The following is a 25,516-nucleotide window of genomic DNA, read 5'->3' as shown; positions in this document are numbered from 1 at the left end:
GAGCCGACGCACCGCGGGATGTGCGGGCACGTGCGCGCCGGCACCCCTGTGTTCGAGGCCGACCCGCAGCGCCCCGGCGCCTGGCTGTGCGTCGTAGGGTCCGGGAAGGGGAACCCCGCGTCGGATCGACCGCACTGCCGGCGGTGAAGTGCGTCCCTTCCCCCCGGGGGCCTGCGTCAGTCCAGCCGGAGGTTGCCGTGCGCGTCGAGGCGGGCCGCGTCCAGGAGCGGTCGTACCGAGCCGTCGCCGGCGAACCGGAAGCTGAGTGCCCACTTGCTCAGCTCGCTGGTCACGGGGTCGGGGTGATGCTCCAGTCGGCCCAGCAGGACCTGAGCGAAGTCCGGCTCTGCGGGGCGGCCGGCCTGTGCGGTGAACGTCAGCAGATAGGCGGCGGCCCGGGCGGCCGGCCAGGTCGGTTCGTCGGCGAGGAGTCCTCCTTCGACCAGCTTCTCCAACGTGGACCGTAGGGGCTCGCGCACCTGCCGCGCGAGGTCTTCCGCGCCGCGGGCGCCGAAGCAGTCGCCCACGGCGAAGAGCGCGGCGTGCAGTTCGGTGACCATCGCGGGACTCTGCTCCTGGGGCTCGGCGACGGACAGCCTGTGCGCGGCCCGCAGGCACGCCTCGACGAGGGCATCTCGTACGTACCTGTTGCGGCACTGCAGGAATCCCAGGGCGAACAGGGCCCGTATCCGCAGCCAGGACTCCCCCCGTTCGTGCTTGAGGACTTCGCTCAGCGCGTGGGCGACCTGATCGGCCCAGCCCGCGGCGACGATCGTGTCGATCGCCTGGCGGCGCGGGACACCGGCGTTCTGGAGCAGCGCGTGCTCGAACAGTTTCCTCGTGGCCGACCGTACGTGCGCGGGTATCGTCACGTCCTCGCCCAGGTCGCGGGCGGCATCCATGACGGTGGCGAACCACGCTTCCCCGTTCTCGGGCCAGGCGTTGCACACCTCCACGTCCTCGGCGATGACGGCCCTCAGGGTGGCCGCGGTCCAGTGCAGTCCGGTGGCTACGTCGGGACGGTTCTCGGCAGCCTCGAACTCGTCGATCAGTTCCTGCAGCTGGACTTTGACGGTGTCCTTGTCCCGGCCTTTTCCCTGGACGGCGCGCTGCCACAGTCCGTGCGCGGCGGTGGCGCGCTCCCGGAGGGTGGCGGAGTCGCTCTGGGCCCGCTCCAGCAGCACCTCATAGACCCAGTCGCCCTGCTCGTCGGTGGGTGCGGACCAGGCCCCCGGCAGGGCGATGGCCAGTTCGAGGTCGAGGGAACGGCCGGGGTAGAGGCTCTTGTCGCGCAGTGTCCCGGCGTCCTTCAGCAAGCGCCGCACGCTCACCCGGAGGGAGTTGATCGTGGCCCGGTCGGTCCTGATCTCCTTTCCCCTGGCCGGTTTCACCGTGTTCAGCAGCACGCTCTTGGTGACCGCCCGCCAGACGCGGAAGCCGAGCGGGGTGGTGCGCACCGCCTCGACCAGCTGGTCCTGCATCTGGTCGAACGCGTAGCCGGAGAGGGTGCCCAGCCAGATCAGCGCCTCGACGTTGCGCTGGGTGGGCGGCGCGGCGCCGATCAGGATCAGCCTGCTGACCACCCGGTTGATCTCGTTGCTTCGCGCAGACGGCTCCGAGCGGCCCAGCCGGGAGGCGAGCCGCAACCGCGAGACGAGCGCGTCGGCTTGGAGCAGCACGGTGTCCTCGTCGTTGGAGAGGCGGCGCAGCAGCTCCTCGTGGGTACTGGCCGGCGAGTGCGGGTCCACCGCGCGGCTCTCCGCGTCGTGCGCGCCCCGCAGCCGGACCGCCAGGGCCCGCAGGCCGCCCGCGTGGTCCAGGCCGAGCACGGACATGATCAGGTCGAACCGCTTGAGATGCGCGTCGTCGAACGGGGCGGTGCCGTCGCCGAGGGCATGGGAGAACGCGGACTCGGCCATGCCCATCTCCTTGGCCACGGCTTTCTGGTTGAGGCTGAGGCTCGTCCCCAGGCGGCCCCACTGGGAGGCGACGGCGTAGCGGATCAGGTCGCGTGAATTGCTGATGTCGGTCAGCTCGTGAATGTGCGGTGGCGGCGCCATCGTGTGAACGTAGCAGCTCTTCTTGAGGGCGGTGCCCCTCTTCTTGTAATTGCGTTTGCCATTCATGCATCGATCAAGAAAGAAAGTCTCTCACCTGCGAAAACAATCAAAGAATCAAGGCGGTGCAACTTGCTTCGCAATCATTCGTTCCGCCATTCTTGGCGCAGTTGAAGTAATCGACCCCCTGATATGAGGTCAGGGGGTCGATTGCGAGAGAAGAAGACGAGTCCGAGTCGCATTCGGTCTCGATCTTGAAACCACTGAGCGTGCAAAGGACGCTGACATGGCTCTCTCCTGGTTCAAGGGTACGCGCGCGGAGGGCTGGGCCGTGCCCATTCCGTGGTGGCAGGACAGCAACGGCAAGCCGAACAGCTGGTGCGGCCGGCGTCCGAGCTGGCACGGCATGATCTTCTTCGTGGCCGCGGCGGGTCCCACCCGCGCCCTTCTCAACATCGTCGCTCCGGCCGGCCCGCTCTGGTACGGCGTCGGGTACGGCGTCTGCCTCGCGGTCGGCCTGGTGATCGGCCACGCGATCCGCGTCAGGGCGGACGACGAGCTGTCCCGCAAGTGCAGCGCAACCCTCGGTGTCACCGGTGTCGCCCTCACCGGGATCATCGTCGTGACCTCCACGGCGCACGCCCCGGCGGCCACGCAGCCGATGGCGGGCTACGCTCCGCTGGCGGCCAGCGCGTTCCTGCTGCTGCTCACCCTGGGCGGCACGCTGCTGGCCCGGCTGTTCCCGCACCGTGCCGTTCCCTGCGCGCAGGAGCTGGAGACCCGGATCGAGGAGCTGACCGGGCAGTTGCACAGGGCCCACGAGCAGCGTTCGGCGCTCGGGCAGGGCTCCGCGGCCGAGGCCCACGGGCACAGTCCCAAAGCCGTACGGGCCTGGGCCCTGCGGTCCGGGTACAGCGTGCCCGCCCGCGGCCGTATCCCCGTCCACATCCTCGAGGCGTGGCGGGCGGCAGGCGGCCCGACGTCCTGACCGGGACCGTCGCCCCGGCCGGCCGCTCGCCCCCTTCGCATTCGGCCCCCGCCGGCTCGCCGCGGGGCCCGCCGCCGGACCGGCCGGCCACCGCGGGACCGTCGGCGTGGCCGCCGAAGTCCTCACCGGCCTTGCCGCCACCGGGTGCGGGCCCCGCGGCGAGCGCGGCACAGCGGTGCTCGTGAGGCGCCGGCCGGGCCGGTGCGGCGCGCTGCCGCCTCGAGGACGGGCGGCCGTGCGGGAATGCCGCACCGGCGGGGGCCGGCCGGGACGGTACGGCCCTGCCGGCCCCCGCCGGTGCGCGACGCCGGTTTGCGGGCCGGCGCCCGTATGCCTAGGCGCCGAAGTTGTTGTTGATGTTGCCGACGGAGAAGTTGACGAGGGCCCCTGCGCACAGGAGGAAGCAAGCCCCGTTTCCCGCAGGGGGGGTCGGCGAGGCGGACACCTGAACCGCGGCCGTGCCGTTCGAAGCGCTGCAGTTGTCGTTGCCGTTGTAGGCGCCTGTGATCGAGTGTGTGCCGGGCGCCGTGAACGTGGCGTAGTAGTGCGCGGTGCCGTCAGCAGCGACGGGAACGGTGTCCAGCAGGGTGGCGCCATCGAAGAATGTCACGCCCAGGCCGCCTGCAGGGCCGGCCCCGCACGTCACTGTTGCCGTCAGGTGCACCAGTTCGCCGGTGCCTGCCGAGGAAGGCGCTGCCTGGACCGACGTCGTCGAGGCCTCCGCAGCAGCCGCCGGAGAAGCGAAGGCCCCGGCCGCGGCCAGTGCCGCGGGGACGACCATGAACCATGCTTTCCATCCTTGCTGACGTAGCACTGCCGCTCCTCATGGATTGATCGTTGGACTGGTCCACCCCGACCCGATTAGAACATCACATGTTTCACGAAATGCTCCTTTCTTTTGCTGTTTGCCTCTTATGCACTAATGGGTGTCGGGAATGCGCCCGGAACGGGGTGCCGTCCGTGCCGGTCGCGGCGCCGGGGTCTGCCGGGCGGCGGCCGCGGGGCGGGCCGGCTGTGTGAAGCGTCTGCGGGCGGGGCGGCGCGGGCGCGAAAGCGCGGGGGCGGGCCCGTCCCGGTGCGGGAGGGCCCGGCGGTGCGCTTGCACAGACGGCCACGCCGTCACGCGTCCGTGTGAGATCCGCCGCAGCGGCGGCTCTGCGCGGGGTGAAGGCCGCCCGCTTTCACCCCGCGCGCAGGCCCTGTCGTGACCGAGTCCGGTCGGCGGCAGTCACGCTCGTGATCAATGCCTTCGGTGCCGCTCCTACTCGGCAACGCGCTGCAGGCGCAGGCTGCGCAAGATCCTGCGCACCTCGGCGTCCATCACCGACCACGAGGCGAACCGCCAGTCCGGGTCCGCGGCGCCGGGCAGTACCGCGCCTCGCGCCTCCCACTCGCGGGCCAGCGCCGCATACAGCGGTGTGAGATGCAGGTCCGCGAAGGGACGCGGGGCGGCGTGGCGGGGCGCGGTGGGCCGTCGGCAGGGCAGCGGTGGCAGCGGCTCTGCCGCCGTCGGCTCGCTTCGCGGGCCGGGCACTGTCACGTCCTTGCCGTCCCAGTGCGCGGTCCCGACCAATGCCCCCCAACTCTCAGACGTAGCGGCGCTGTCAGCCGAAGGCATCGGACGGAGATTCATGCACTGGGAACGAAGGACTCATGCCGAGAGACACTCCGAACCGTAAGCCCGTTGGGCCACTGGAGTGAGCGGGGTGCACGACCTCACGGCCCTGCGTGAGCCGCGGCCGCAACAGGCGCGGCCGGCCGCGCACGGAGGAAAGGGGCCGACGGTGGACGCCGGCACGGATCGGGGCCGGTGAGCGGTGGGATCCGTGTCCGGCGTGCACACGGCCGAGGAGCCGCTGGAGCACGAGCGGTGGTCCTGCCCTCAAGGTGCCGCGACGGGATGCGGCCGGGTGTGCACGTCGTGCGGCGGCACGGACAAGGCGGCTCGTCCTTCGGGGACGAGCCGCCTTGTCCCCGAAGGCGCCGCTGGGCACGAGCGGTGCGGCCCGGCGGGACGGGGCGCGCGATCGCGGCGGGGCCGGCGCACGTGCCGCCGGGCCGGCACCGGGGGGTGCGTCTTCGCGGCGTTCTGCGCACCCGGGCGGGCCCGGACCGCTCACGCCGTCCGGGCCCGCCCGCGCGTCGATCAGACGTAGGTGAATCCGCCGCTGACGGTCACGCTCCCCGCGGGAGTCGTCACGACGACCTCCGCGTTTCCGACCGCTCCTGCGGGAGTGACGGCTGCCAGCACCGTGCCGGTGACGTCGACGACCACGCCGGTCGCCGGGACTCCGCCGATGGTCACGGTGGCCCCGGCGAGGTTGGTGCCGATGATGGCGATCGGCGTGCCGCCGACGGCGGCGCCGACCGCCGGGGTGATGGAGACTGCCGTGGGCAGGGGCAGGCCGACGTAGGTGTATCCGCCTGCCACGGAGGCGCTGCCGGAGGCGGTGGTCACGACGACGGCGACATTGCCGGCCGCGTGCGGCGGCGTGACGCCGGTCAGTACCACGCCCGCGATGACGTTCACTCCGACGGCGGGTACGCCGTCGAAGGTGACGCTCGCGCCGGTGAGGTTGGTGCCCACGATCGTGAAGGGGGTGCCGCCGGCCGTCGGCCCGGAGGGCGGACTGAAGGCGAGGACGCTCGGGGGTGCGGGCACCACAGGTCCCACGTAGGTGTAGTTCGCCGGGTTGCTGGCGCCGGCCGCGGTGGTCACCACGACGGGCACGTTGCCGGCGGCGTGCGGCGGCGCGACCACGGTGATCAGGAGGCCGAAGAGGTCCTGGGAGACGATGGTGGCGGGCGTGCCCGCGAACGTGACCGAGGTGGCGCCGCCGAGGTTGGCGCCGAGGAGCAGGACGGAGTTGCCGCCGGTGGTCGGCCCGAAGCCGGGGACCGCACCGATCAGCGTGGGCTGCGTCAGGACGGGAAGCAGAGCGGTTTCAGACATGGGTGTCCTCCTGGACTTCGTTGCTGTCGTGTGAGAGGCGTCAGCCTTTGGCCGCGGGCGCGTGGCGCGGCTCGTGTCGAGACCGCACGACGGCACCGGCGGGGGGGTGACCCGGATGTGGCCGTGGACGGTCACAGTGCCGGGAGGAATCGCGGGGTCTTCGGCCGACTCCGGCGGACTGCCGGGGACCTGTGGTGCAACTCTCGCCATGGGCGGCGGCCGAGCTGCATGTGCCGCTGATGTGCACCGGAGGAGTTCGCGAGCGCCGGCTCTGTGCGCTACCAGAAGGGATGGGCCGCCTACCGGTATTTCCATTGATCCATACGGGTGACGGGATGACAAGAGGCCTTGCGGAACATCACCCGTGTGGGGGGCGCGAACAGCTTTCGCGCCGGGCTGCTCCCCCGGGTCTCGCGGTTGCTGCGATGTGCGGTGCGGCACGTGTACGCCCGCGCCCGTGCGGGCGCATGACGTGCCGTCACGACGCCGGCCGGCCCGTCGCCGGCACCGGTCGGGCGATTACTCCCTATGGTCGACGCCGTGTTCCGTGTGCGTAGTGCTCACACGTCTGACCTGCACGCCTTCAGCGATCGAGGAGGGTGCGGTGTTCGTGCGGTTGCGAAGCACGCGGCGGCAAAGCTTGCTTGATACAGACGTCCCGAGAGGTTTGGTGTCAGGCGTCTGGGGCGGCCTGATCCATGACGGCACAGGTCGCCTTCCATGACCGAGCAGGAGGCCAGTCACCTATGAACAGCACCTTGTCGGAGGCCGTGGTCGCTGGAGCAGACGCACAGGACCTCAAGGCCCTGCCCGTCCCCGAATCCTTCACGGCAGCCGTGGTGCGTGCCTGCGACGTCGGCATGTTCGAGGGTGTCGAGGACAAGGACGTACGCAAGTCCTTGTTCGTCGAAGAGGTGCCGATGCCGGAACTGGCCCCCGATGAGGCACTGGTCGCCGTCATGGCGAGTGCGATCAATTACAACACGGTGTGGACGGCGATGTTCGAACCGCTGCCGACGTTTCAGTTCCTGAAGCAGATGGGGAGGGCCGGCGGGTGGGAGTCCCGCCACGACCTGCCCTATCAGGTGGTGGGATCGGATGCGTCGGGCGTGATCGTACGCACCGGTTCTTCGGTGCGCAGGTGGAAAGTCGGGGACCATGTGGTCGTCGCCCCCGCCTACGTCGATGAGCAGGATCCCGACACCCACCGCGACGGCATGCTGGGAGCCGGGCAAAAGGCGTGGGGCTTCGAGACGAACTTCGGCGGCCTGGCCCACTACGCGGTCGTGCGGGCGAGCCAGCTGATGCCCAAGCCGGCCGTGCTGACGTGGGAGGAGGCCGCCGCCAACCCGCTGTGTGCCAGCACCGCCTACCGCATGCTGGTCAGCGAACGCGGGGCGCGGATGAAGCAGGGCGATGTCGTCCTGGTGTGGGGGGCGACCGGTGGCCTCGGCTCGTACGCCGTCCAGTTGGTGCTCAACGGCGGCGGCATTCCGGTCGGCGTGGTCAATTCCGAGGAGAAGGCCGCCGTGTTGCGGTCGCTGGGCTGCCAGGCGGTCATCAACCGCTCCGACATCGAAGACGGCGCCCCGGGCGCACTCGAGCGGCCCGACGGGTGGAAGAAGCTCGGTGCCGCCATCCGTGACGCGGTGGGTGAGGACCCGCACATCGTGTTCGAGCACACCGGACGCAAGACGTTCGGTGCGTCGGTCTTCCTCGCCCGTCGCGGAGGCACCGTCATCACCTGCGGCTCCAGCACCGGATACGAGCACACCTACGACAACCGCTACCTGTGGATGCGTCTCAAGCGGATCATCGGAAGTCACGGCGCCAACCTGCACGAACAGTGCGAGGTGAACCGGCTGTTCAGCCTGGGCCGTCTCGTGCCGGCGCTGTCCAGGACGTACACCCTGCGCGAGGTGGGGGCGGCCACCAGGAGCGTGCAGACCAATCAGCACATCGGCAAGGTCGGTGTGCTGTGCCTCGCGCCGAGCCCCGGGCAGGGCGTGACGGACCCGCAGGCCCGGGCGAAGGTGGGCGAGGACCGGCTGCGGGTCTTCCGCAGACGAGCCGGCCGCTGACCGGTCCGGCGCCGCCGCCGTTCGCGGCGCCGGGCCGTCAGCCGCTGCCTGCTTCGAGGGCCTGGGTGAGGTGCTCGGCGATGACTTCGACCTGGGGCGGGTCGATCAGCGACAGATGATCGCCCTGGACGGGGACGACCTCGAGCGAGGGGCACAGCGGCGCCCATCCCAGGTCCGCCTCGGAGCGCAGATAGCGGGGGTCCAGGGCCGTCGTCAGCGCCTGCGCCTCCTGCGCCCGGTAGAGCACCACGTGCCCTTCGTAGGGCCTGGGCCGGTAGCGCTCCCCCACCCGTGCGTCGATGTACGAGGTCCGCTGATGCTCGAGGATGCCCTGGCTCATGCTGATGCCGGCCTCGGTCAGCAGCCGCATGACGACGTCGATCTGTTCCTCGTCGGCGGTGCCGGCGAGTTCCTCGTAGGGAAGTTCCAGCCGGTGTCCGTAGGTGTGCTCGATGTATTCGACGAATCGGCCGAAGCGCTCGAGCAGCATCTGTGAGTCCAGGCCGGGCAGCGCCGCGGGCAGGATGGTGTCGATCAGTCCCAGGAAGCCCACCTCCTGGCCCTGTTCGCGGAGCTGACAGGCCACTTCGTAGGCCAGGCAGCCTCCGAAGGACCAGCCCAGCAGACGGTAGGGGCCTTCGGGCTGAAGGTCTTTGATGATCCCCAGGTACCGGGTGGCCTTCTCCTCCAGCGAGGCGGCCTCGTCGACGCGCTCGAAGCCGTAGACGCTCTGATCGGCGCGGAGCAGCTGGACCAGGGGGCGGTAGACCGAGGTGGGCCCGCCGGCGGGGTGGAAGGTGAACAGGGGCGGGCGGCGGCTGCCCTGCGGGGCCTGGCGAAGCGTGCGCACGATCAGGTTGCCGGTGCCGTTGACCGCGGGCCGGATGAGGTCTGCGATGGCGGCGACGGTGGGACCGTCCAGGACCTGTTCCTCGGTAAGGGCGACGTCGGTGTCGCCCAGGCGCCGGCGGATGCCCTCGGTGAGGGCGCGCACCGCGTGCGGGCCGCCGCATACGGCGACGAAGTCGTCGTCGACGCTGTCGGGGCGAACGCCCAGGACGTGACCCCACACACTCGCCACGAGGCGTTCGGCTGCGTCCCGGGGGCCGATGGCGGTGGGCAGCGGCGGAGGGGTGCCGTGGGCGGCAGGGCGCGGCCGGTCCTGGGCCGCGGGGGGCGGCTGTGCGGGCGACGCCGGGCCGGCAGGCCGCAGTTGGAGTTCGCTGAGCACCGCGGCACCGAGGTCGCGCAGAGTCGCCCCGCGCAGCAAGAGCGTCGGGGGTACTTCCACCGCGAAGTCGTGGCGGGCCGCGTTCTGGATACGCACCGTCATCAGGGAGTCCAGGCCGAGGTCCGTCAGCGCGACGTCGTCGTTCAGGTCGTGTGCCGCGAATCCCATGACCGCCGCCGTGCGTTCGGCCAGCCGTTCCAGGACTCTTCGGGCGGCTGCGTCGCCGAGTCCGGCGATGCCCTGGGGGCCGACCCAGTCCTCGCCGGGGCCGGCCTCGTCCGACAGCACGTCGGCGAAGAACGGCAGGGCTTGCAGGCCGGGGAAGGCCTGGAGGGCCTGGAGGGCGTCGAGGTGAACCACGCCCGTGTAGGGCCGCCCGCAGGTGAGCAGTGCCTGCAGGGCGTCCAGCCCCTCGGCCAGGCCGATGGGTTCCAGCGGCAGTGCCGGGTTGTCCGGGGCGCCACCGACCTGCGCCCACGGCCCCCACGCGATGGCGGTCGCGGGGCGGCCGGCGGCTCGCCGCCGGTGCGCCATGGCGTCCAGCCAGGCGTTGGCCGCCGCGTAGGCCGCCTGTCCGGGCGAGCCGAACAGGGCGGCAGCGGAGCTGTAGGAGAGCCACCAGTCGAGGTCGTGATCGTCTGTAGCGGCTTCGAGCCGCAGCGCGCCGATGACTTTGGGCCTGAAGACCTCGGCGATGTCGCGGGGCTGCAGGTCGGTGACAATGCGGTCGTGAAGGACGCCGGCGGCGTGGGCGACGCCCCGCAGCACGTGGCCGTCGGCCTCAGCGGCCGCCACCAGGCGTGGTGCCACGTCGAGGTCGGCGATATCGCCCTGGACGACGCTCACCGAGGTGCCCAGGTCGGCCAGTTCCCTCAGGGCCTGTTCGGCCTGCGGACCGGGGGCGCGGCGGCCGTTGAGCACGATACGGCCTGCTCCGTGTTCGGCCAGCCGCCTGGCCGTGGCCAGGCCCAGCCCGGTGAGTCCGCCGGTGAGGATGTAGGCGCCGTCGGGACGGGCGAAGGGCACGTTGTCGTACGGTTCGCTCAGGTCGGCCGGTGACAGGCGGGCCACGAGGCGGGTTCCGGCACGCCAGGCGACCTCGTCGGCGTCGCCGTCGGCGAGGAGTTCTTGGACGAGGTCGTCCACCAGGGCGTCCACCAGGGCGGGCTGCGCGGCGATGTCGACCAGGCAGGCCCGGAGTTCGGGGCGTTCAAGGGCCATGGCGCGAATGAGGCCGCGCAGACAGGCCTGGTCGGGATGCGGTGCTTCGCCCGGTGCCGCGCAGACGGCATTGCGGGTCACCAGCCACAGGCGGGGAGGCGGTGTCTGCGGCGGCGCCGAGAGCAGAAGGCGTGCCACGTGTGCGGCCGCCTGCACTTCGTGCAATGTCGTCTCGGATGCCGGCGGGCGGCTGTTGAAGAGCATGGCGACGGCTGTCCGGCCGGTGCCGGCCCGGTGCCGCCAGTCGTCCAGGAGGGCGGCGATCGTGTCGTCGTGGTACTCGCCGGTGGTGACGTTCATGTCTTTGGCGTCGAGGGCTGCCGCGAGGGGGGCGGCGAGCTGATGGCGATCGGCGTCCCGGGGGTCGGTCAACAGCAGGAGGGAGTGCGGCGGGCGCGGTACGCCGGCGCCGGTCTTCGTCCACTGGATGTCATAGGTGATGTGGTCCAGGGGGGCCGGCACTTCGCTGCGCTGGACGGGCCGCATCTGCACCCCGCGGGCCTCGATGTCCGCCTGGCCCGACCCGCTTGCCGCCCGGATGTCCCAGCAGCCGTCCTGGGGGTGGGGGTCGTGTTCGTCATCTGCGGGGCCCTGGCCGGATGCCGAGAGCTCGCACCGGATGTGGTACTCGTCGTCGACCGCGGTGCGCTGCAGCTGCAGCGATCGCAGTGAGGAGGGAGCGTGCTCGCCGGCCGGTACCGGCTCGCGGGGATTGCGGTCCGCTGCGGCCGGCTCCATGGCGGCCGGTGCGTGCAGCAGGACGTCGAGGAGGTGTGCCAGCGCACGCCGGCCCGGCGCCGGCTGCGCGTCGGTGCCGGCCTGCCAGTGAAGAGGGGGCGCGGTGTCCGCGTCGTGGGGGCGGTCGTCTTCGAGGCGGTGCGGTGCGCTCACCACGCGAGCCGAGGCGTGGCACAGCCACGTGCCCGCGGCGGACCGGGAGTGGATGGAAACGGCTGCCCGGTGGGGGCCGGCCGGCTGCCACACGGTCGTGATGGGGGTGCTGGCGGACAGCGCCAGCCACCGGTGCACGACGAGGTCTTCGATGCGCACCGCCGTCAGATCGCTGCGGCTCATGTCCACGGCCGCGGCGAACAGCAACTGCGCGCAGTCCGACAGGCTCAGTACGGGCCGTCCGTGCAGCTTTCGGGGCTGCTGCCGGTCCTGGGCGGTACCCACGTCCCCGTGCCACAGGGTCCGTGCGGTCACCGGGTCGTCCACCCGCAGGCCGATCAGTGCGTGGCCGCCGCGGGCGGGCGTGCCGCTGGACGCTCTGCCGGCGGTGAACCAGTGTCTGACGTGGCGCCACGGCGGGGTGGGCACCGGTGCGCGCTTGCCGCTGGGCCACAGTGCCTGGCCCGGACCGGTGACACCGGCGAGGTGGAGCCGGGTCAGTGCGGTGAACAGGCTGACCGTGTCGTCGCCGTTCTTGTGCAGGGTGGGCACCACGAGGGCGTCGTGCGGGGATACGGCGGCGAGGGTTTCGGCGAGCGGGACGGCCGCGACGGGTTGCGGGGCGATCTCGACGAAGAGATCGTGGCCGTCCGCGGCAGCGGCCGTCACCGCCTGCTCGAAACGCACGGGCCGGCGTGCGTTGGCGCACCAGTAGTCCGCGTCGGGGCGGACCGGCGCGCGGGGGTCGTCGAGCACGGTGCTGTACCAGGCGAGGGCGGGTGTACGCGCCTCAAGGGGGCCGAGGGCTTCGCGCAGCGCCGGCAGGATGGGGTCGACGGCGCGGGAGTGGCCGGCTCCGCCCACGGCGAGCAGGCGGGCCAGTCGCCCGTGCGCCGTGAGGTCTTCGGTCAGCTGCCGGACGGGGCCGCTCGGCCCGGCGACGGTGCACCGGCGGGGTGAGGCGTGCACCGCGATGTCGACGCCGGGGTAGCGGCTGAGGACTTCGGCGCGTTCGTCGTCGGGCAGTTCGATCGCTGCCATGGCGCCTGCGTGTTCCTCGTCGATGCCGGTGAGGTGCAGCGAGCGGTGATGCATCACCCGCAGGCCGTCGCGCAGCGTCAGTGCGCCGGCGATGACGGCCGCGCCGACCTCTCCCATCGAGTGGCCGATCACTGCGGCCGGTGTGACGCCGTGCGCGCGCAGGGTGTCGGCGAGCGCGATCTGCAGTCCGAACAGGAGCGGCTGGACGCGGTCCACGCTGGTGCTCTGTTCCTGCGTGATCAGGTCGGTGAGGGAGGTGCCCAGCTCCGCTGCGAAGGCAGGGTCCATCCGGGTCACGGAGGCGGCGAAGGCCTGTTCGTCCTGCAGCAGGCGGCGTCCCATGCCGCTCCACTGGGAGCCGTAGCCGGAGAAGACGAAGACCGCACGGCGCGAGCCGGGCCGCTGGGCCCTCGTGCCGGCCTCGATGACGCCGGGCACGGACTCCTCCCGTACGAGTGCGGCCAGCGCGCCCACCAGGTCACCGGTGGTTCTTCCCACGACGGCCGCGCTGACGGGGCCGCGGCCGAGGTGCGCGAGGGTGTGGGCGAGGTCGGTGAGAGGGGGTGCGTCCTTGGACGCCAGCCGGTGTGCGAGGCTCGTGGCGACGTCGCGCAGGCGGTCCTTGGAGCGCGCGGTGACGAGCAGGACGTGGGGAGCGGCGCTGTCAGCGGTTTCGTCGTGCGCGGTCGGGTTCTCGTCACGCGCTGTCATGGCCTGTGGTGGTGCCTGTTCCAGGACGACGTGTGCGTTGGTGCCTCCGAATCCGAAGGCGGACACTCCGGCCAGGGCCGGCCGGTGCGGGCGGTGGGGCCAGGGCGTCGGCTCGGTGACGACGCGCAGTGCCAGGGCTGTGAAGTCGATGTGCGGGTTGGGGCGGTGGAAGTGCAGGGTGGCGGGCAGTCGGCCGTGGTGGAGGGAGAGCACGGTCTTGATCAGGCCGACGATGCCTGCCGCGCCTTCGAGGTGTCCGAGGTTGCTCTTGACGGATCCGATCAGCAGCGGACGGTCGCTCGTGCGTCCCTGTCCCAGCACGTCGCCGAGGGCGTCCGCCTCGATGGGGTCGCCCAGGAGGGTGCCGGTGCCGTGGGCCTCGACGTAGTCGACGTCGGCCGCCTGGACCCGGGCGTCGCGCAGGGCGCTGCGCAGCAGGGCGCGCTGGGCGTGGGGGTTGGGGGCCATGAGTCCGGCCGAGCGGCCGTCGGAGTTGACGGCGCTGCCGCGGATGACGGCGAGGATGCGGTCACCGTCGCGGTGGGCGTCGGGCAGTCTCTTCAGGACGACGACGCCGCAGCCTTCTCCTCTCGTGATGCCGTCGGCGCCGGCGTCGAAGGGTTTGCATCTGCCGTCGGCGGCCAGTGCGCCGGCCTGGTCGAAGGTGGCGGTGGTGGCCGGGGACAGCATCACGTTGATGCCCGCGGCCAGCGCCGTGTGGCTCTCTGCGCTGCGCAGGCTGCGACACGCCTGGTGAACGGCGACCAGGGACGACGAGCAGGCGGAATCGATGGTCATGCTCGGCCCGCGCAGGTCCAGCAGGTAGGACATGCGGTTGGCGACGATGCTGCCTGCTGCTCCGGTGCTGGTCCAGGCCGTGACGCGGCGGACGTCCGCGGTGGTCAGCTGCCCGTATTCCAGTGCGCTGATGCCGACGAAGACGCCGGTGGCGGTGCCTTGCAGGGTTTCGGCGCCGATCCCCGCGTGGTCGAGGGCCTCGCAGCCCACCTCGAGCAGGAGGCGCTGCTGGGGATCCATGACTTCGGCTTCGCGCGGGGTGATGCCGAAGAAGTCGGCGTCGAAGCCTTCGACGTCGTCCAGGAATCCCCCCCATCGGCAGGTGCGTTCCAGTACGGCGGCGGTGTCGGCTGTGCCGTTGTCGAAGTCCCGCCAGCGGCGGTCGGGAACCCGGCCCACCGCGTCGGTGCCGGCGAGCAGCTGCTGCCAGAACGCCTCAGGGCCGTTGATCTTGCCGGGAAGGCGGCATCCGATGCCCACCACCGCGATCGGTACGGCATCGGCGGCCGGTGTGTCGTCCTCGGGCGCGGTCCGCCGGTCCTGGCCCGGTTCTTGCGGTGGGGCCAGGTGGTGAAGGAGTGCTTCGATGGTGGGGTTCTCCCACAGCAGCGTGGTGGGAAGCGAGGTGTTCAGTAAGTCTTCGAGACGGCCGCTGAGGTCGACCGCGTCGCGTGAGGTGAGGCCGTACTCGGGCAGCGGGCGTGTGTCCTGGAGTTCGCCGGCCGGCACGCCGCACATGCTCGCGACGAGTTCGCGCAGCACGACGCGCAGCTCTGCCGGGTCGGGTGGGGTGTGGGGGGTGCCGGCGCCGGGAAGCGCAACGTGTGCCGCCGGGGTGTCGTCCTGTCGACCTGCTGCGGTCATGCGCCGTCGGTTCCCTTCCGCTGTGCCGGCTTCGCCGGCCACTGGCCTCGCAGGTACCTTTCGCGGCAGGCCGGGCGGGCGACCTTGCCGCTGGTCGTGTGCGGCACGGTGTCGGGTGCCGCGAACACGAAGTCGTGGACGGCGATCGCGTGGCTGCGGGCGACGGCTGCGCGCACGGCGCGGGCGACTTCCGCGCGCACGGAGTCGGGGTCGGTGAGGTCGCGCGCGTGCTCGGCGACGATGACGAGCTTTTCTGTCTCGTCGGTACTGACGGCGAAGGCCGCGCAGTGGTGGCGGCGGATGGCGGTGTGCGCGTTCTGCACGGTTTCCTCGATGTCGTGCGGGTAGTGGTTGGTGCCGTCGATGATCACCAGGTCCTTGGTGCGGCCCGTCACATAGAGCTGCTTGTCGTGCCACAGTCCCAAGTCGCCGCTGCGAAGCCAGTGTTGGTCCGGCCGGTACGGGTCGTCTCCGTCCAGAACGGCGTGGAAGATCTCGCCGGTCTCCTTGGGGCGGCCCCAGTATCCGCGTCCGACGTTGGGCCCTTTGATCCAGATCTCGCCGACCGTGCCGTCTTCCTGGCGGCGGCATGTCACGGGGTCGACGATGGCGATGTCCTGAGTGACCGGCCGGCCGCAGGCGACCAGCTCGCTGGTGGGCGAGCCTTGTGCGGGCTCGACGACACGGGCCGTGCCCTGCGCCAGCATGTTGCGGTCGAAGACGGTGACCGTGGGCTCTTCCTCCTGGGGAGAGGTGGAGACGAACACCGTCGCCTCCGCCAGGCCGTAGGAGGGGCGCATGATCACGGTGCGCATGCCGTGGGGGCCGAAGGCCTCCTGGAAGCGGGCCAGCGTCCGGCTGCGGATCGGTTCGCTGCCGTTGACCATCGCGGCCACGGACCCCAGGGACAGGCCGGCGCGCTCGCTGTCGGGTACGCGCTGCACGCAGTAGTCGTAGGCGAAGTTCGGCGCCGCCGTCAGGGCGCCGCTGTGCCGGGTGAGCAGGCGCAGCCAGCGGACAGGCTGCTGGACGAATGCCGCCGGATCCATGAGGACCGAGGAAACACCGCCGATCACCGGCAGCACGACCATCAGTACCAGGCCCATGTCGTGGTAGAGCGGCAGCCATCCGACGGTGCAGTTGCGGTGGGGGCGGATGTCGTAGGCTTCCAGCGCCTGGCGGGCATTGGCGCAGACGTTGGCGTGTGTGATCTCCACCCCGGACGGGATGCGTGTCGATCCCGACGTGTACTGCAGGTAGGCGCAGTCCTCGGGTCCGACGGGCGGGTGCGGCTCCTGCCCGCCGTCGGCGGCGTATTCCTGAAGGTCCGACAGGGTCGTGATGTGCATGCCTGGGGGGACGCTGTGCTCGGCGCCGAACGCTTCGACCGAGGCGCGCTGCTCCTGGGTGCACAGGGTCAGCATGGGAGCGGCGTCGTTCAGGGAGGAGGCCAGCTTTTCGCTGTGCCCGGGCAGGGAGGGCGGGAACAGGGGGACCGCGATCGCTCCGGCGCAGGCAGCCGCGAGGAAGCCGACGACGTAGTCCAAACCCTGGGGGGCGACGATGGCCACTCGCTCACCGGCCGCCCCCATGTGACGCAGACCCTTCGCGGTTGCCCGGACCTTGTCCTCGAGCTGTCTCCATGTCAGCTCGTGTGCAGTGCCGTCCCTGTCGGCGCTGAAGTCCACGAAGGTGAAGGCCGTCATGTTGGGCGCCTGCGCTGCCGACTGAGCCAGAGAGTGGCTGAGCGTATCTCCCACAAATGACGGCACTGAGTCACCAAGCCTTCGTTGTGTCGGACAGGAGCGAAGGATGTCTGGTCGGCCCCGGGGCAGACATGCATCTGCGAGGTGCTTGCACGAGCCGGCCGTACGAGTCGCGGTCCACACCTACCTGCAGCGGTCGCGCGTAAAGATCAGGGAAACACACCCGTGAGCCGGGACCCGGGTGACACGCCACAGGGGCGCAGCGAGCACCTGTCATTCCGTCGCTGCCCTCGTGGGGTGCGGTTTTCCTCCGTGTCGGGTCGATTGCCGGTCGGCCGGTCCTGCCGGCTGGGGCCGGGGGTCCGGCCGGGGTGAGGGGCCTGTTCGCGACAGGCGTCGGCAGCGGCCGGAAGATGAGCACAGGTGTGCTCCGGCATCCGCCGGGTCAGTGCTCCTGGCCGCCGGCGCACATGCTGCCCGGGCTCTCGCGGCAGCTGCCACCCGGGCGCGTAGCGGTTGCCTGTGCTGTCACCGGATTTCACTGCCCCGGGCCGGGGCCGGCCGGTCGGGGGGCAGGCGCGGGACGGGGGGTGTCCGACGGCTTCTCACTGGCGGGTGGCGTCGGACGCGGGCACGGTCTTCGGCGTGTCGGTTTTGAGGGCCGGTGATCTCTCACCGAGGATCGACTGCACCGGTTGAGCTGCGGCGATCGTCGTCATCGGGCCGGGCCGACTCACGGGGCTGATCAATGAGCCGACTGCGCCATATCGGCATGCTTGCGGCCGTCGTCCTGCCCTCGTTCATGACGGCCCTGGACAGCACGGTCGTCAACGTCGCCCTGCCGCAGATCCAGAGGGAATTGGGCCTGGACGAGTCGGGTCTGAAGTGGGTGGCGGCTGTCTACCCGCTCACGTATGCCAGTTCTCTTCTGTTCGGAGGTCATCTGACGGACAGGCGAGGCCGCCGGCTGACCCTGATCGTCGGCGTGGCCGTTTTCACGCTGTCGTCGGCGGTGTGCAGCGTGGCGGAGCATGCGGGGGCGCTGATCGCGGGCCGGGGGTTGCAGGGGGTGGGAGCCGCTTTGGTTTCACCGGCGTCCCTGGCCGTGCTGTCGCACGACCTTGCGCCGCGTTCCAGAAGCGGCGGCATCGCCGCTCTCACGGTCGCTCTGGCCTCAGCTCTGGCGAGCGGTCCCATCCTGTCCGGACTGATCACGGAGCGGCTGGGATGGAACTGGCTGTTCGCGATCAACATTCCCGTCGGGGTCGTGTGTGTGCTCTTCGCCGTCGTGTGGGTGCCTTCGCTGTCGTCTTCTTCGACGGGGCCGGCCGTTGACGTGCCTGCCACTCCTTTGCGTATGGTGGCGCTGTTCTGTCTCCCCCTCGGCGGACTGTCCTACTGCCTGATCGAGGGGCCCCGTGACGGGTTCACCGCTCCCCGTGTCGCCATCGTCGGCGTGCTGTCCGTCCTGTCGTTGCTTCTGCTCGGGTTGAAGCCGTCGTCTCACCGGCGGTCCACCGTCAAAGTGCTGTTCGGCCGGCGCGCCTTCACCGGCGGCATCATCAGCCAGCTGCTCTGGGGGTTAGGGGTCAGCGGCGTCTATTTTTTCACCACACTGTTCATTCAAAATGTGCTGCGCCTGAGCCCCACATCCGCCGGGCTGCTGTTCACGCCGGTGGCTCTGGCTCTGTTGGTGACCGCTCCGTTCGTCACTCGGCTGGCTCGCCGCTGGGGGGACGGGCGGGTGTCCGCCGCGGGTCTCTTCTTCGTCTCCGCGGGACTGCTGCTGGTGGCGCTGGGGAGCGGGCGCCGCGACGCCGTGGCGCTCCTTCCCGGGCTGGCGGCGATCGGCGTCGGCTCGGCCCTGGCCGTTCCGCTGACCACCCGGGCTCTGGAGGCCTCTCCGGAAGGCCTTTCCGGGATCGCCGCCGGACTGTTCAGCGCCACACGTGAGGCCTCGGGGGTCTTCGGCATCGCCGCGGTCGGTCTGATCGTGACGTTGGTGCAGCGTTCGGTGTCGTCGACCAGCGTTGACGCCGAGCACGCCTTCCTGACGGGTTATCAGGCAGGGCTGTGCACCGCTGCGGCACTCGTGGCCACCGGGGTGCCGGTCGCCCTGTGGGCACTGCGCAGACAGGTATGCCCGCGGCACGGCTGCTCCACGGCGTGAGTGCGGCCGTCCCGGCGGCGGGGCCGGCCGGTGCGGCTCGGCGGCCGCTTCGTTGATCGGGGTGCGGTTCAGGGGGTGACGGTGTGGGTGTCGGTGCCGGTGGACGTGGCGAAGTCGGCGCTGCCGGTGTAGGCGACGGTGATGGGGTGGGTGCCGACGTTCAGGGGGTGATGGTGGTGCTGGCGGCCCCGTTGACGAGAGGGAGGGTGAGCGGGGTGCGGTTGCCGATGGTGAAGCTGACGGAGCCGGTGGGGGTGCCCGCTCCCGGCGAAACGGCGGTGACGGTCGCCGTCGCGGTCGCGTTGTGTCCGGGGCGTGAGGGGTCCGGGGAGGAGACGACCGTGGTGGCTGACAGTGCCCGGTGCACGGTGTGGGGGCCGGTTGTGCTGGACCCGGCGAAGCTGTTGCTGGCGTTGTAGGCGGCGGTGACGGTGAACAGGCCGCTGGATCTGGTGGTGTAGGGGCGGGTGACGGTGGCGGTGCCGTTGATGAGGGGGGCGGTGAGCGGGGTGGCGGCGTCACCGAAGTCGAAGGTGACGGTGCCGGTGGGGGTGCCGGCCCCGGCGGTGACGGGGGTGACGGTGGCGGTGAAGGTGACCGGCTGGCCCACCACGGACGGATCCGGCGACGAACCCAGCGCCGTCAGGGTCGGCGCCCGGTTCACGGTGTGCGTGTCCGTGCCGCTGGAGCCCGCGAAGTCGGTGTCTGCGCCGTAGGTCGCGGTGAGGGTGTAGGGGGCGTCGTTTCGGTCGGTGTAGGGGCGGGTGACGGTGGCGGTGCCGTTGGTGAGGGGGGCGGTGAGCGGGGCGGCGGCGTCACCGAAGTCGAAGGTGACGGTGCCGGTGGGGGTGCCCCCCCCCGGCGGTGACGGGGGTGACGGTGGCGGTGAAGGTGACCGGCTGGCCCACCACGGACGGATCCGGTGCGGAGACCACCTCGATCGTGGTCGGTGCCTGTTGCACGGTGTGGGTGGCCGTCGTGGTGGAGCCGGCGAAGTTGTCCCCGTCGTCGAAGGCGGCGGTGACCGTGTACGGGCCGCCGCTGGCGGTGTAGGCGTGGACGATCACGGCCGTGCCGTCGTGGACGGGGGCGGTGGCCGGCGCCGTACCGTCCCCGAAGTCGAAGATCACGTTGCCGGTCGGCAGGTCCGCCCCGGCGGTGTCCGGTGTGACGGTCGCGGTGAAGGTGACCGGCTGGCCCGTCACGGACGGCTGGGGTGAGGAGCCGAGCACGGTGGTGGTGGGGGCCTGGCCGACCGTCTGCAGGGCGTGCCCCGTGGAGGAGCTGAACGCTGCGTCGTCGCTGGTGTAGAGGGCGATGACCGGGTAGGGGCTGCCGGTCGCGGAGGTGTAGGTGTGGCTGACGGCGGCGGTCTGGTCCGCCACGGGTACCTGCACGGTGGGTGTGCCGTCGCCGAAGTCGAAGGTGACGGTGCCGGTGGGGGTGCCCGCCCCGGCGGTGACGGGGGTGACGGTGGCGGTGAAGGTCACCGGCTGCCAGGCCGTCGGGGTGTCGGGGGCGGCCACGACGGTCGTGGTGGTGGCCTGGACGTCGGCGCGCACCCGGTGGGTGTGGACGTCGCTGGAGGGGGCGTAGTCGGTGTCTCCGCTGTAGGAGGCGGTGATCGTGTAGGTGGCCTCGGTGGCGGGGTAGGTGTGGGTGACGGTGGCCAGGCCGTTCACCACCGGCTCGACGGCGGCCGGGGTGCCGTCGCCGAAGTCGACGCTCACCGTGCCGGTGGGCTGCCCGGCGCCGGGGGCGGCCACGATGACCTGTGTGGTGAGGGAAGCCGGCGTGTCGGGGCTGGAGGGTTCCGGGGAGGACAGGACGGTCGTCGCGGTCGTCGCCTGCGCCACGGTCTGCTCGGCGGTGTCCGACGAGGGGGCGAAGTCGTCGTCGCCCCGGTACGCGGCGGTGACCGTGTACGGGCTGCCGCCGGTGGTGGTGTAGGTGTGCCTCGCCTCTGCCAGCCCGTCCACCGCCACGGCGGTGACCGGGACGGTGCCGTCGCCGAAGTCGAACCAGAGCGTGCCCGTGGGTGTGCCGGTCTGGGGAGCGACGGGAGCGACGGCCGCGGTGAAGACGACCGGCTCACCGACGACGGGCAGCGCCGGGGAGGAACTCAGCACCGTGGTGGTGGGCGGATCGAGGTAGGTGTAGGCGGGGCCGGTGGCGATGCCGCCCAGGGTGGTCACCACGGCCGGAGCACTGATGGTGCGCCCGGGCGGGGCGGGCGGCGCGGGGGGCGCGGGGGGTGCGGTGAGGACGAGCCGGGCGTCGGAGACGACGGTCGGGTACACGCTGACGGGTCCGATCCGCACCTCTTGGGTGGTGTACAGGCCGATACCGGTGACGGTGACGGTGTTGCCGCCCTCGTTGGGCCCGGTGGTCGGGGAGATGGCCCGGATCCGTGGGGGGAGCAGGTAGAAGAACGTCCCGATCGTGTGGGCGACGCCGGCGAGGGTGACGGTGACCGCGACGGCACCGGTGCCGGCGGGGGGGACGGCGGTGATGGTGAAGTCGTCCACCACCGAGAACGATGCGGCCGGGCGGCCACCGAAACGCACGTGGGTGGTGCCGGTGAAACCGCGTCCGCTGAACAGGACCGTGATGCCGCCTCCGGTGGGCCCCTGGTCGGGTGAGACAGCCACCGGATTGTTCAGGACGGCGACCGTGTCGCTGTCGCTGTCGGCCACGTAGATGTGGCGGCTGTCGCGCGTGACGGCGATTGCGCCGGGCCGGCCGAGCCCGGTGACGGTGGCGGCGCGGGCGTTGGTGGCCAGGTTGATCGCCGTGACCGAGCCGGAGCCGCTCTCGGTGACGTAGGCCAGCGCGCCGCGGGGGCCGACGGCCAGGGAGACGGGAGCGTTGAACCCGCTGATGGTGGTGGCCGTCCGGTATGTGGTGGTGTCCACGACGTGGACCAGGCCGCTGCCGCGGTCAGCGACGTACAGCCGCTGCCCGTCGGGGGTGACGGCCACACCCTGCGGCTGGGCGAACCCTTCGATGGTGGCTGCGGCCGTGTGGGTGCCGGTGTCGACGACGGTGACCGTGCCGTCACCGGCATTGCTGACGTAGGCGTAGGGGGCGTCCGGGGAAAGCGCGACCTGGTAGGGAGTGCTGCCCACCGCCAAAGACGCGACGGCCGTGCCCGTGGCGGTGTCCAGCACCACCAGGCTGTCGGTGTCCTGGCTGACGACGTAGGCGCGGGTGCCGTCCGCGGAGAAGGCGATGCCCGCCGGTGCGGAGATGCCGCCGATCGTGGCGGTGACGGTCTGCGTCGCGGTGTCGATCACACTGACCGTCCCGGAGACGGAGTTGCCCGCATACGCCTGCGTGCCGGCGGGGTTGACGGCTACTGCCCACGGGCCGGAGCCCACGGTGACGGTGGCGGTGACGGAGCGGGTGACGGTGTCCAGGGCGCTGACCGTGCCGGAGCCGAAGTTCGTCACGTATCCGGTGCGCCCCAGGCGGGCGAGGGCGATCCCGGTGGGGCTGTCACCCACGGGGATGGCGGCGATCGGGGCGGCGGCGGCTTCGGCGCTCGCAGCACGCGGCCGCGCAGGCAGATCGACGGACACGGGCAACTGCCTTCCTTCGGCGGAGGAGACCTGGGACCTTGAGGTTCGCGCGGATCGCCGGGCGGGCCGCTGACGCGGGTCCCGCCCGCCACCCGGCGGTGGCGTGCGGGACCCGTGACCGCGGGGCGGATCAGATACCGGGGCCGGCGACGTAGGTGAACGCCCCGACCGCCGTGTCCGACCCGGCAGGGTTGGTGACGACCACGTCGACCGCCCCTGCCGTGCCGGGCGGGGTGACCGCCGACAGGGTGGTGGAGTTGATCACCGAGAACGGAGCGGGGGTGCCGTCGAAGGTGACCGATTCGGTGGTGTCGAGGTTGGTGCCGGTGACGGTCACCGCGGTGCCGCCCGAGGTCGGACCGGAGGTGGGGGTGAGGGAGACGACCGTCGGGACGTCGACGTAGGTGTACGTCAGGCCGTTGTTGGTGCCGCCCGCGGTGGTCACGCTGACCCCGACCGGACCGGCCGCGGCACCGGCCGGGACGGTGACGCTCAGGGAACTGTCGGAACTCACCGTCGGGGTGGCGGTCACTCCGCCGAAGGACACACTGGTGGCCGTGGACAGGCCGGTTCCGCTCAGGGTGATGGTGTTGCCGCCGGCCAGCGGCCCGGAGCTGGTGCCGAGGGAGGACTTGAACGGGGCGCCGACGTAGAAGAAGGACACCGGGTTGCTGGTCCCGCCGGGCGTGGTCACCGTGACTCCGACCGTGCCGGTCCCCGACGGGGATACGGCGGTGACCTGGGTCGGGGAGACCTGGGTGACGGTCGTGGCCGACTTGCTGCCGAACTTCACCGCGCTGGTGTTGGACAGGTTCACGCCGGTGATGGTCACCAGCGTGCCGCCGCCGGTGGAACCCTGATTGGGAGAGATGGGCATGGCAGTACTCCTCGTTGCGCTCAAAGGGACGTGACGAGGAACCGGACAGGACCGACCAGCAGGCACCAGGGTCATGAAGACACGACCATCACGGGGTTCAGGCTGCCGGTTTCGAGGAGGGGAACAGAGGCGGTGCGCGGCCACAGACAGGGGCCGAGCACTCAGCAACACTCCCGGCGTCTCCTCTGGGCAAAGAGAAAGCCGGCAACAGCTGCCCGTCTGCATGTCCCCCGGCACGGGATGGGCAGCCCGCCGGTTCGCACTCTCAGTGACCCACACACCCAATCGGGTGACAAGAGCCCCATCGTCTCAATCACCCGAAAGAAGTAGCCACCCCGTCGCGCCGCACCTCGACGCCGGCCCGCGCAGCACCCGCGAACCGGCCGTGACCTGCGAAAAAGCCTCTGGGAAAGCCCGGTTGCCCGTTCCGTCGCCGAATAACGATCGTCACGCAGAAGCGTCACGAAGAACGGCAGGGCCGCATCCACGGCGGGACACGGACGCGCAGGCACCTGACAGCACTCCGGCCCGGGGAGCCCGCGCCGCCCCTTTCCGGCTCCCCCGGGACCGCGCCCGCCGGAGCCGGCCCGGGCCACCGGGCACACCCGGAGCCGCGCAGACCCTCCCCCTGCAACGCCCATGACGCAGTCCCGCTGCAGGCCGGCGGCGCCCATCAGCCCGGCAGGCGGGGGCGGCGGGGCCGGCAGGCGGGGTCAGCGGGACCACAGGCGGGCCGGCAGGCCCGGCAGGCGGGGGCGGCGGGGCCGGCAGGCGGGGGCGGCGGGGCCGGCAGGCGGGGGCGGCGGGACCACAGGCGAGCGCGCGTGCCCGCAGGCGGGGCAGCGGGCCGACAGGCGAGCGCGGCATGCCCGCAGGCGAGCGCGGCATGCCCGCAGGCGAGCGCGGCATGCCCGCAGGCGAGCGCGGCATGCCCGCAGGCGGGGGCGGCGGGCGCGCAGCTCGCCGAGGCGGCGGGCCCTCACCCTTCGGGGCGCCGTCGGCGAACGTCCAGCACCAGCCTCCAGGGCCTCGGGCAGGCGTGCGGTGGGCGGGCGGGCCGTGCGGTGCCTCCGGCCCGGCGATCTGGCCGCGGCGCCACCCCGCACGGCTGCGGAGCGGGCACAGCCCGATCCGCCCGTCGTGCGCACGGAACCGGGCGAAGCCACGCCCGGCGACCCGGCGCCGCCGGGAGACACGCCGGGGGAAATCTCCGCCGCGCGGCCGGCCTCTGCTGCCCCTCAGGGCGAGTGCGGAGCCCGTCCGGGGACCGGCCGGCCGGGCAGCGGTGGAAACGTCGTGCCGGAAGCGGCAAGGGCCGCAGGCCCAGCGGGCCGACCTCCCGGCAAAGGAAGCCGCCGAGATCACGGAGCGTTGCGGCCCCCGCACCGTGGCCTGCCCGGGTGGACGCGCCACACGCGGCTGACGGCGGACGGGACGTCCATGGGCCCGGGGCCGGCCGCCGCTACGCCGTGGCGGGCCCGCTCGCCCGGGCCCGCCACGGCGTAGCGGCGGCCGGCGGCCCGGAGAGAACCCTCTGGAGATGCTCACGCGCACAGACGGCCGGCAGCGTGGTCCCGTACAGCCTGTGCAGGGCGCTGCCCGCGCTACGTGCCCGTCCGCTACCGGTCCGTGCCGCCGCTCCGGGCGCTCCGGGCCGCTCCCGGGCCGTGCGAGGGCCTCACCCGGCGTGTGTCCGGGCCCGGCCCCGGGCCGCGCGGGGGACGGATCATCCGGTGCTTCCCGCTGCCGTGACGAGGGCGCCGCCGACGCGCGAGGGTTCGGGCAGGCCCACCTCGCACCAGACCACCTTTCCGGTGCAAACCCTTCGGGCTCCCCAACGCACCCCGCAGAACTGGATGATTTTCATGCCTCTTCCAGTCTCCGCATACTCATGGGCTTCGACGTCCACCGGCAGGCGGCGTTCTTCGTCGTACACCTCGACACGCACATGCTTCGCCGTCAAGCAGACCGCCAGATCGAAGTGCCTGAGGTGATCATCTCGTTGCGGCGGCAGATGTCGCCCGACGGAATGCCGTACAGCATTCGTGACCAGCTCGGAGACCACAAGCGCGATCGTATCGGTCACCGGCGGGGCGATCCGCCATGACGACGTCAGTTCACGCGTGTACCGCCGCGAGGCGGGAACCGCCGCCGGTACGCAGGGCAACCGAAGGATGAGCGCTTCGCTTTCATAATCCCGCGGGGGCGGGCGGCGCCGGCTGCAGAAGTGGACAGGCCGGCAGCCGAAGGACGGGAGAGGGCAATTCCTTGCGCTTGAGCGGCAGCCGCGAAAATTTTCTTCATTCACTGGGATTCCCGATGCATTCATCGCCCGCCAGTCATTTA

The 25,516-nt window shown here is 71.6% G+C and carries 13 protein-coding genes and 1 pseudogene; 3 read left to right on the top strand and 11 right to left on the bottom strand.

The genetic code is table 11. The annotated features are described in order from the left end of the window. Positions 1–176 precede the first annotated feature (176 nt). Complete coding sequence (locus C6376_RS40140) at positions 177–2,126, bottom strand: hypothetical protein (RefSeq protein ID WP_107448079.1); 1,950 nt, start codon at positions 2,124–2,126, stop codon at positions 177–179. A 217-nt stretch (positions 2,127–2,343) separates the two neighbouring features. Between C6376_RS40140 and C6376_RS44225 the strand changes: the two genes are divergently transcribed. Beyond that, positions 2,344–3,045 (top strand): histone-like nucleoid-structuring protein Lsr2, encoded by a 702-nt coding sequence (locus C6376_RS44225; RefSeq protein WP_159083418.1) that lies wholly within the window; start codon positions 2,344–2,346, stop codon positions 3,043–3,045. A 334-nt stretch (positions 3,046–3,379) separates the two neighbouring features. Here C6376_RS44225 and C6376_RS40130 read toward each other — a convergent pair whose 3' ends face one another. The 3 genes from C6376_RS40130 to C6376_RS40115 all read right to left on the bottom strand — a co-directional run bounded on the left by C6376_RS40130 (position 3,380) and on the right by C6376_RS40115 (position 5,998). Further along, positions 3,380–3,826: an Ig-like domain-containing protein gene (locus C6376_RS40130; RefSeq protein WP_107448078.1), complete on the bottom strand. Its 447-nt coding sequence runs from the start codon at positions 3,824–3,826 to the stop codon at positions 3,380–3,382. A gap of 480 nt (positions 3,827–4,306) precedes the next feature. Next, complete coding sequence (locus tag C6376_RS40125) at positions 4,307–4,579, bottom strand: hypothetical protein (RefSeq protein ID WP_159083417.1); 273 nt, start codon at positions 4,577–4,579, stop codon at positions 4,307–4,309. A gap of 612 nt (positions 4,580–5,191) precedes the next feature. Further along, complete coding sequence (locus C6376_RS40115; RefSeq protein ID WP_107448075.1) at positions 5,192–5,998, bottom strand: IPT/TIG domain-containing protein; 807 nt, start codon at positions 5,996–5,998, stop codon at positions 5,192–5,194. A gap of 746 nt (positions 5,999–6,744) precedes the next feature. Here C6376_RS40115 and ccrA point away from each other — a divergent pair. Beyond that, positions 6,745–8,079, top strand: coding sequence for a crotonyl-CoA carboxylase/reductase (ccrA, locus tag C6376_RS40110; protein ID WP_107448074.1), 1,335 nt, complete (start codon positions 6,745–6,747; stop codon positions 8,077–8,079). 37 nt (positions 8,080–8,116) lie between these two features. On the opposite strand, the gene C6376_RS40105 is transcribed toward ccrA, so the two are convergent. Together C6376_RS40105 and C6376_RS40100 are read right to left on the bottom strand one after the other, a co-directional pair. Beyond that, complete coding sequence (locus tag C6376_RS40105) at positions 8,117–14,836, bottom strand: type I polyketide synthase (RefSeq protein WP_107449448.1); 6,720 nt, start codon at positions 14,834–14,836, stop codon at positions 8,117–8,119. Further along, positions 14,833–16,596: a fatty acyl-AMP ligase gene (locus C6376_RS40100; RefSeq protein WP_301554731.1), complete on the bottom strand. Its 1,764-nt coding sequence runs from the start codon at positions 16,594–16,596 to the stop codon at positions 14,833–14,835. Before C6376_RS40100 ends, C6376_RS40105 begins: the two co-directional genes overlap by 4 nt. Before the next feature lie 694 nt (positions 16,597–17,290). Between C6376_RS40100 and C6376_RS40095 the strand changes: the two genes are divergently transcribed. After that, positions 17,291–18,712 (top strand): MFS transporter, encoded by a 1,422-nt coding sequence (locus C6376_RS40095; RefSeq protein ID WP_107448072.1) that lies wholly within the window; start codon positions 17,291–17,293, stop codon positions 18,710–18,712. Positions 18,713–18,872: 160 nt separating this feature from the next. Here the strand turns inward: C6376_RS40095 and C6376_RS40090 are convergent, their stop codons facing one another. From C6376_RS40090 to C6376_RS44220, 5 genes and pseudogenes are all read right to left on the bottom strand, one after another. Beyond that, positions 18,873–19,376: an Ig-like domain-containing protein gene (locus tag C6376_RS40090; RefSeq protein ID WP_107449447.1), complete on the bottom strand. Its 504-nt coding sequence runs from the start codon at positions 19,374–19,376 to the stop codon at positions 18,873–18,875. A 42-nt stretch (positions 19,377–19,418) separates the two neighbouring features. Next, positions 19,419–19,631, bottom strand: a pseudogene (locus tag C6376_RS46630) (hypothetical protein); the annotation flags it as partial. Further along, complete coding sequence (locus C6376_RS40085; RefSeq protein ID WP_159083416.1) at positions 19,528–22,293, bottom strand: Ig-like domain repeat protein; 2,766 nt, start codon at positions 22,291–22,293, stop codon at positions 19,528–19,530. The pseudogene C6376_RS46630 and the gene C6376_RS40085, both read right to left, overlap by 104 nt. 130 nt (positions 22,294–22,423) lie before the next feature. Next, entirely contained in the window at positions 22,424–23,170 is a 747-nt protein-coding gene (locus tag C6376_RS40080; protein ID WP_107448070.1) for an IPT/TIG domain-containing protein, read from the bottom strand. A gap of 1,726 nt (positions 23,171–24,896) precedes the next feature. Further along, positions 24,897–25,499, bottom strand: coding sequence for an ATP-binding protein (locus C6376_RS44220; RefSeq protein ID WP_254076266.1), 603 nt, complete (start codon positions 25,497–25,499; stop codon positions 24,897–24,899). Between the last annotated feature and the right edge of the window lie 17 nt (positions 25,500–25,516).

The organism is Streptomyces sp. P3 (genome assembly GCF_003032475.1).
Lineage (GTDB): Bacteria > Actinomycetota > Actinomycetes > Streptomycetales > Streptomycetaceae > Streptomyces.
This window is presented reverse-complemented; position numbering and strand designations above follow the sequence as displayed.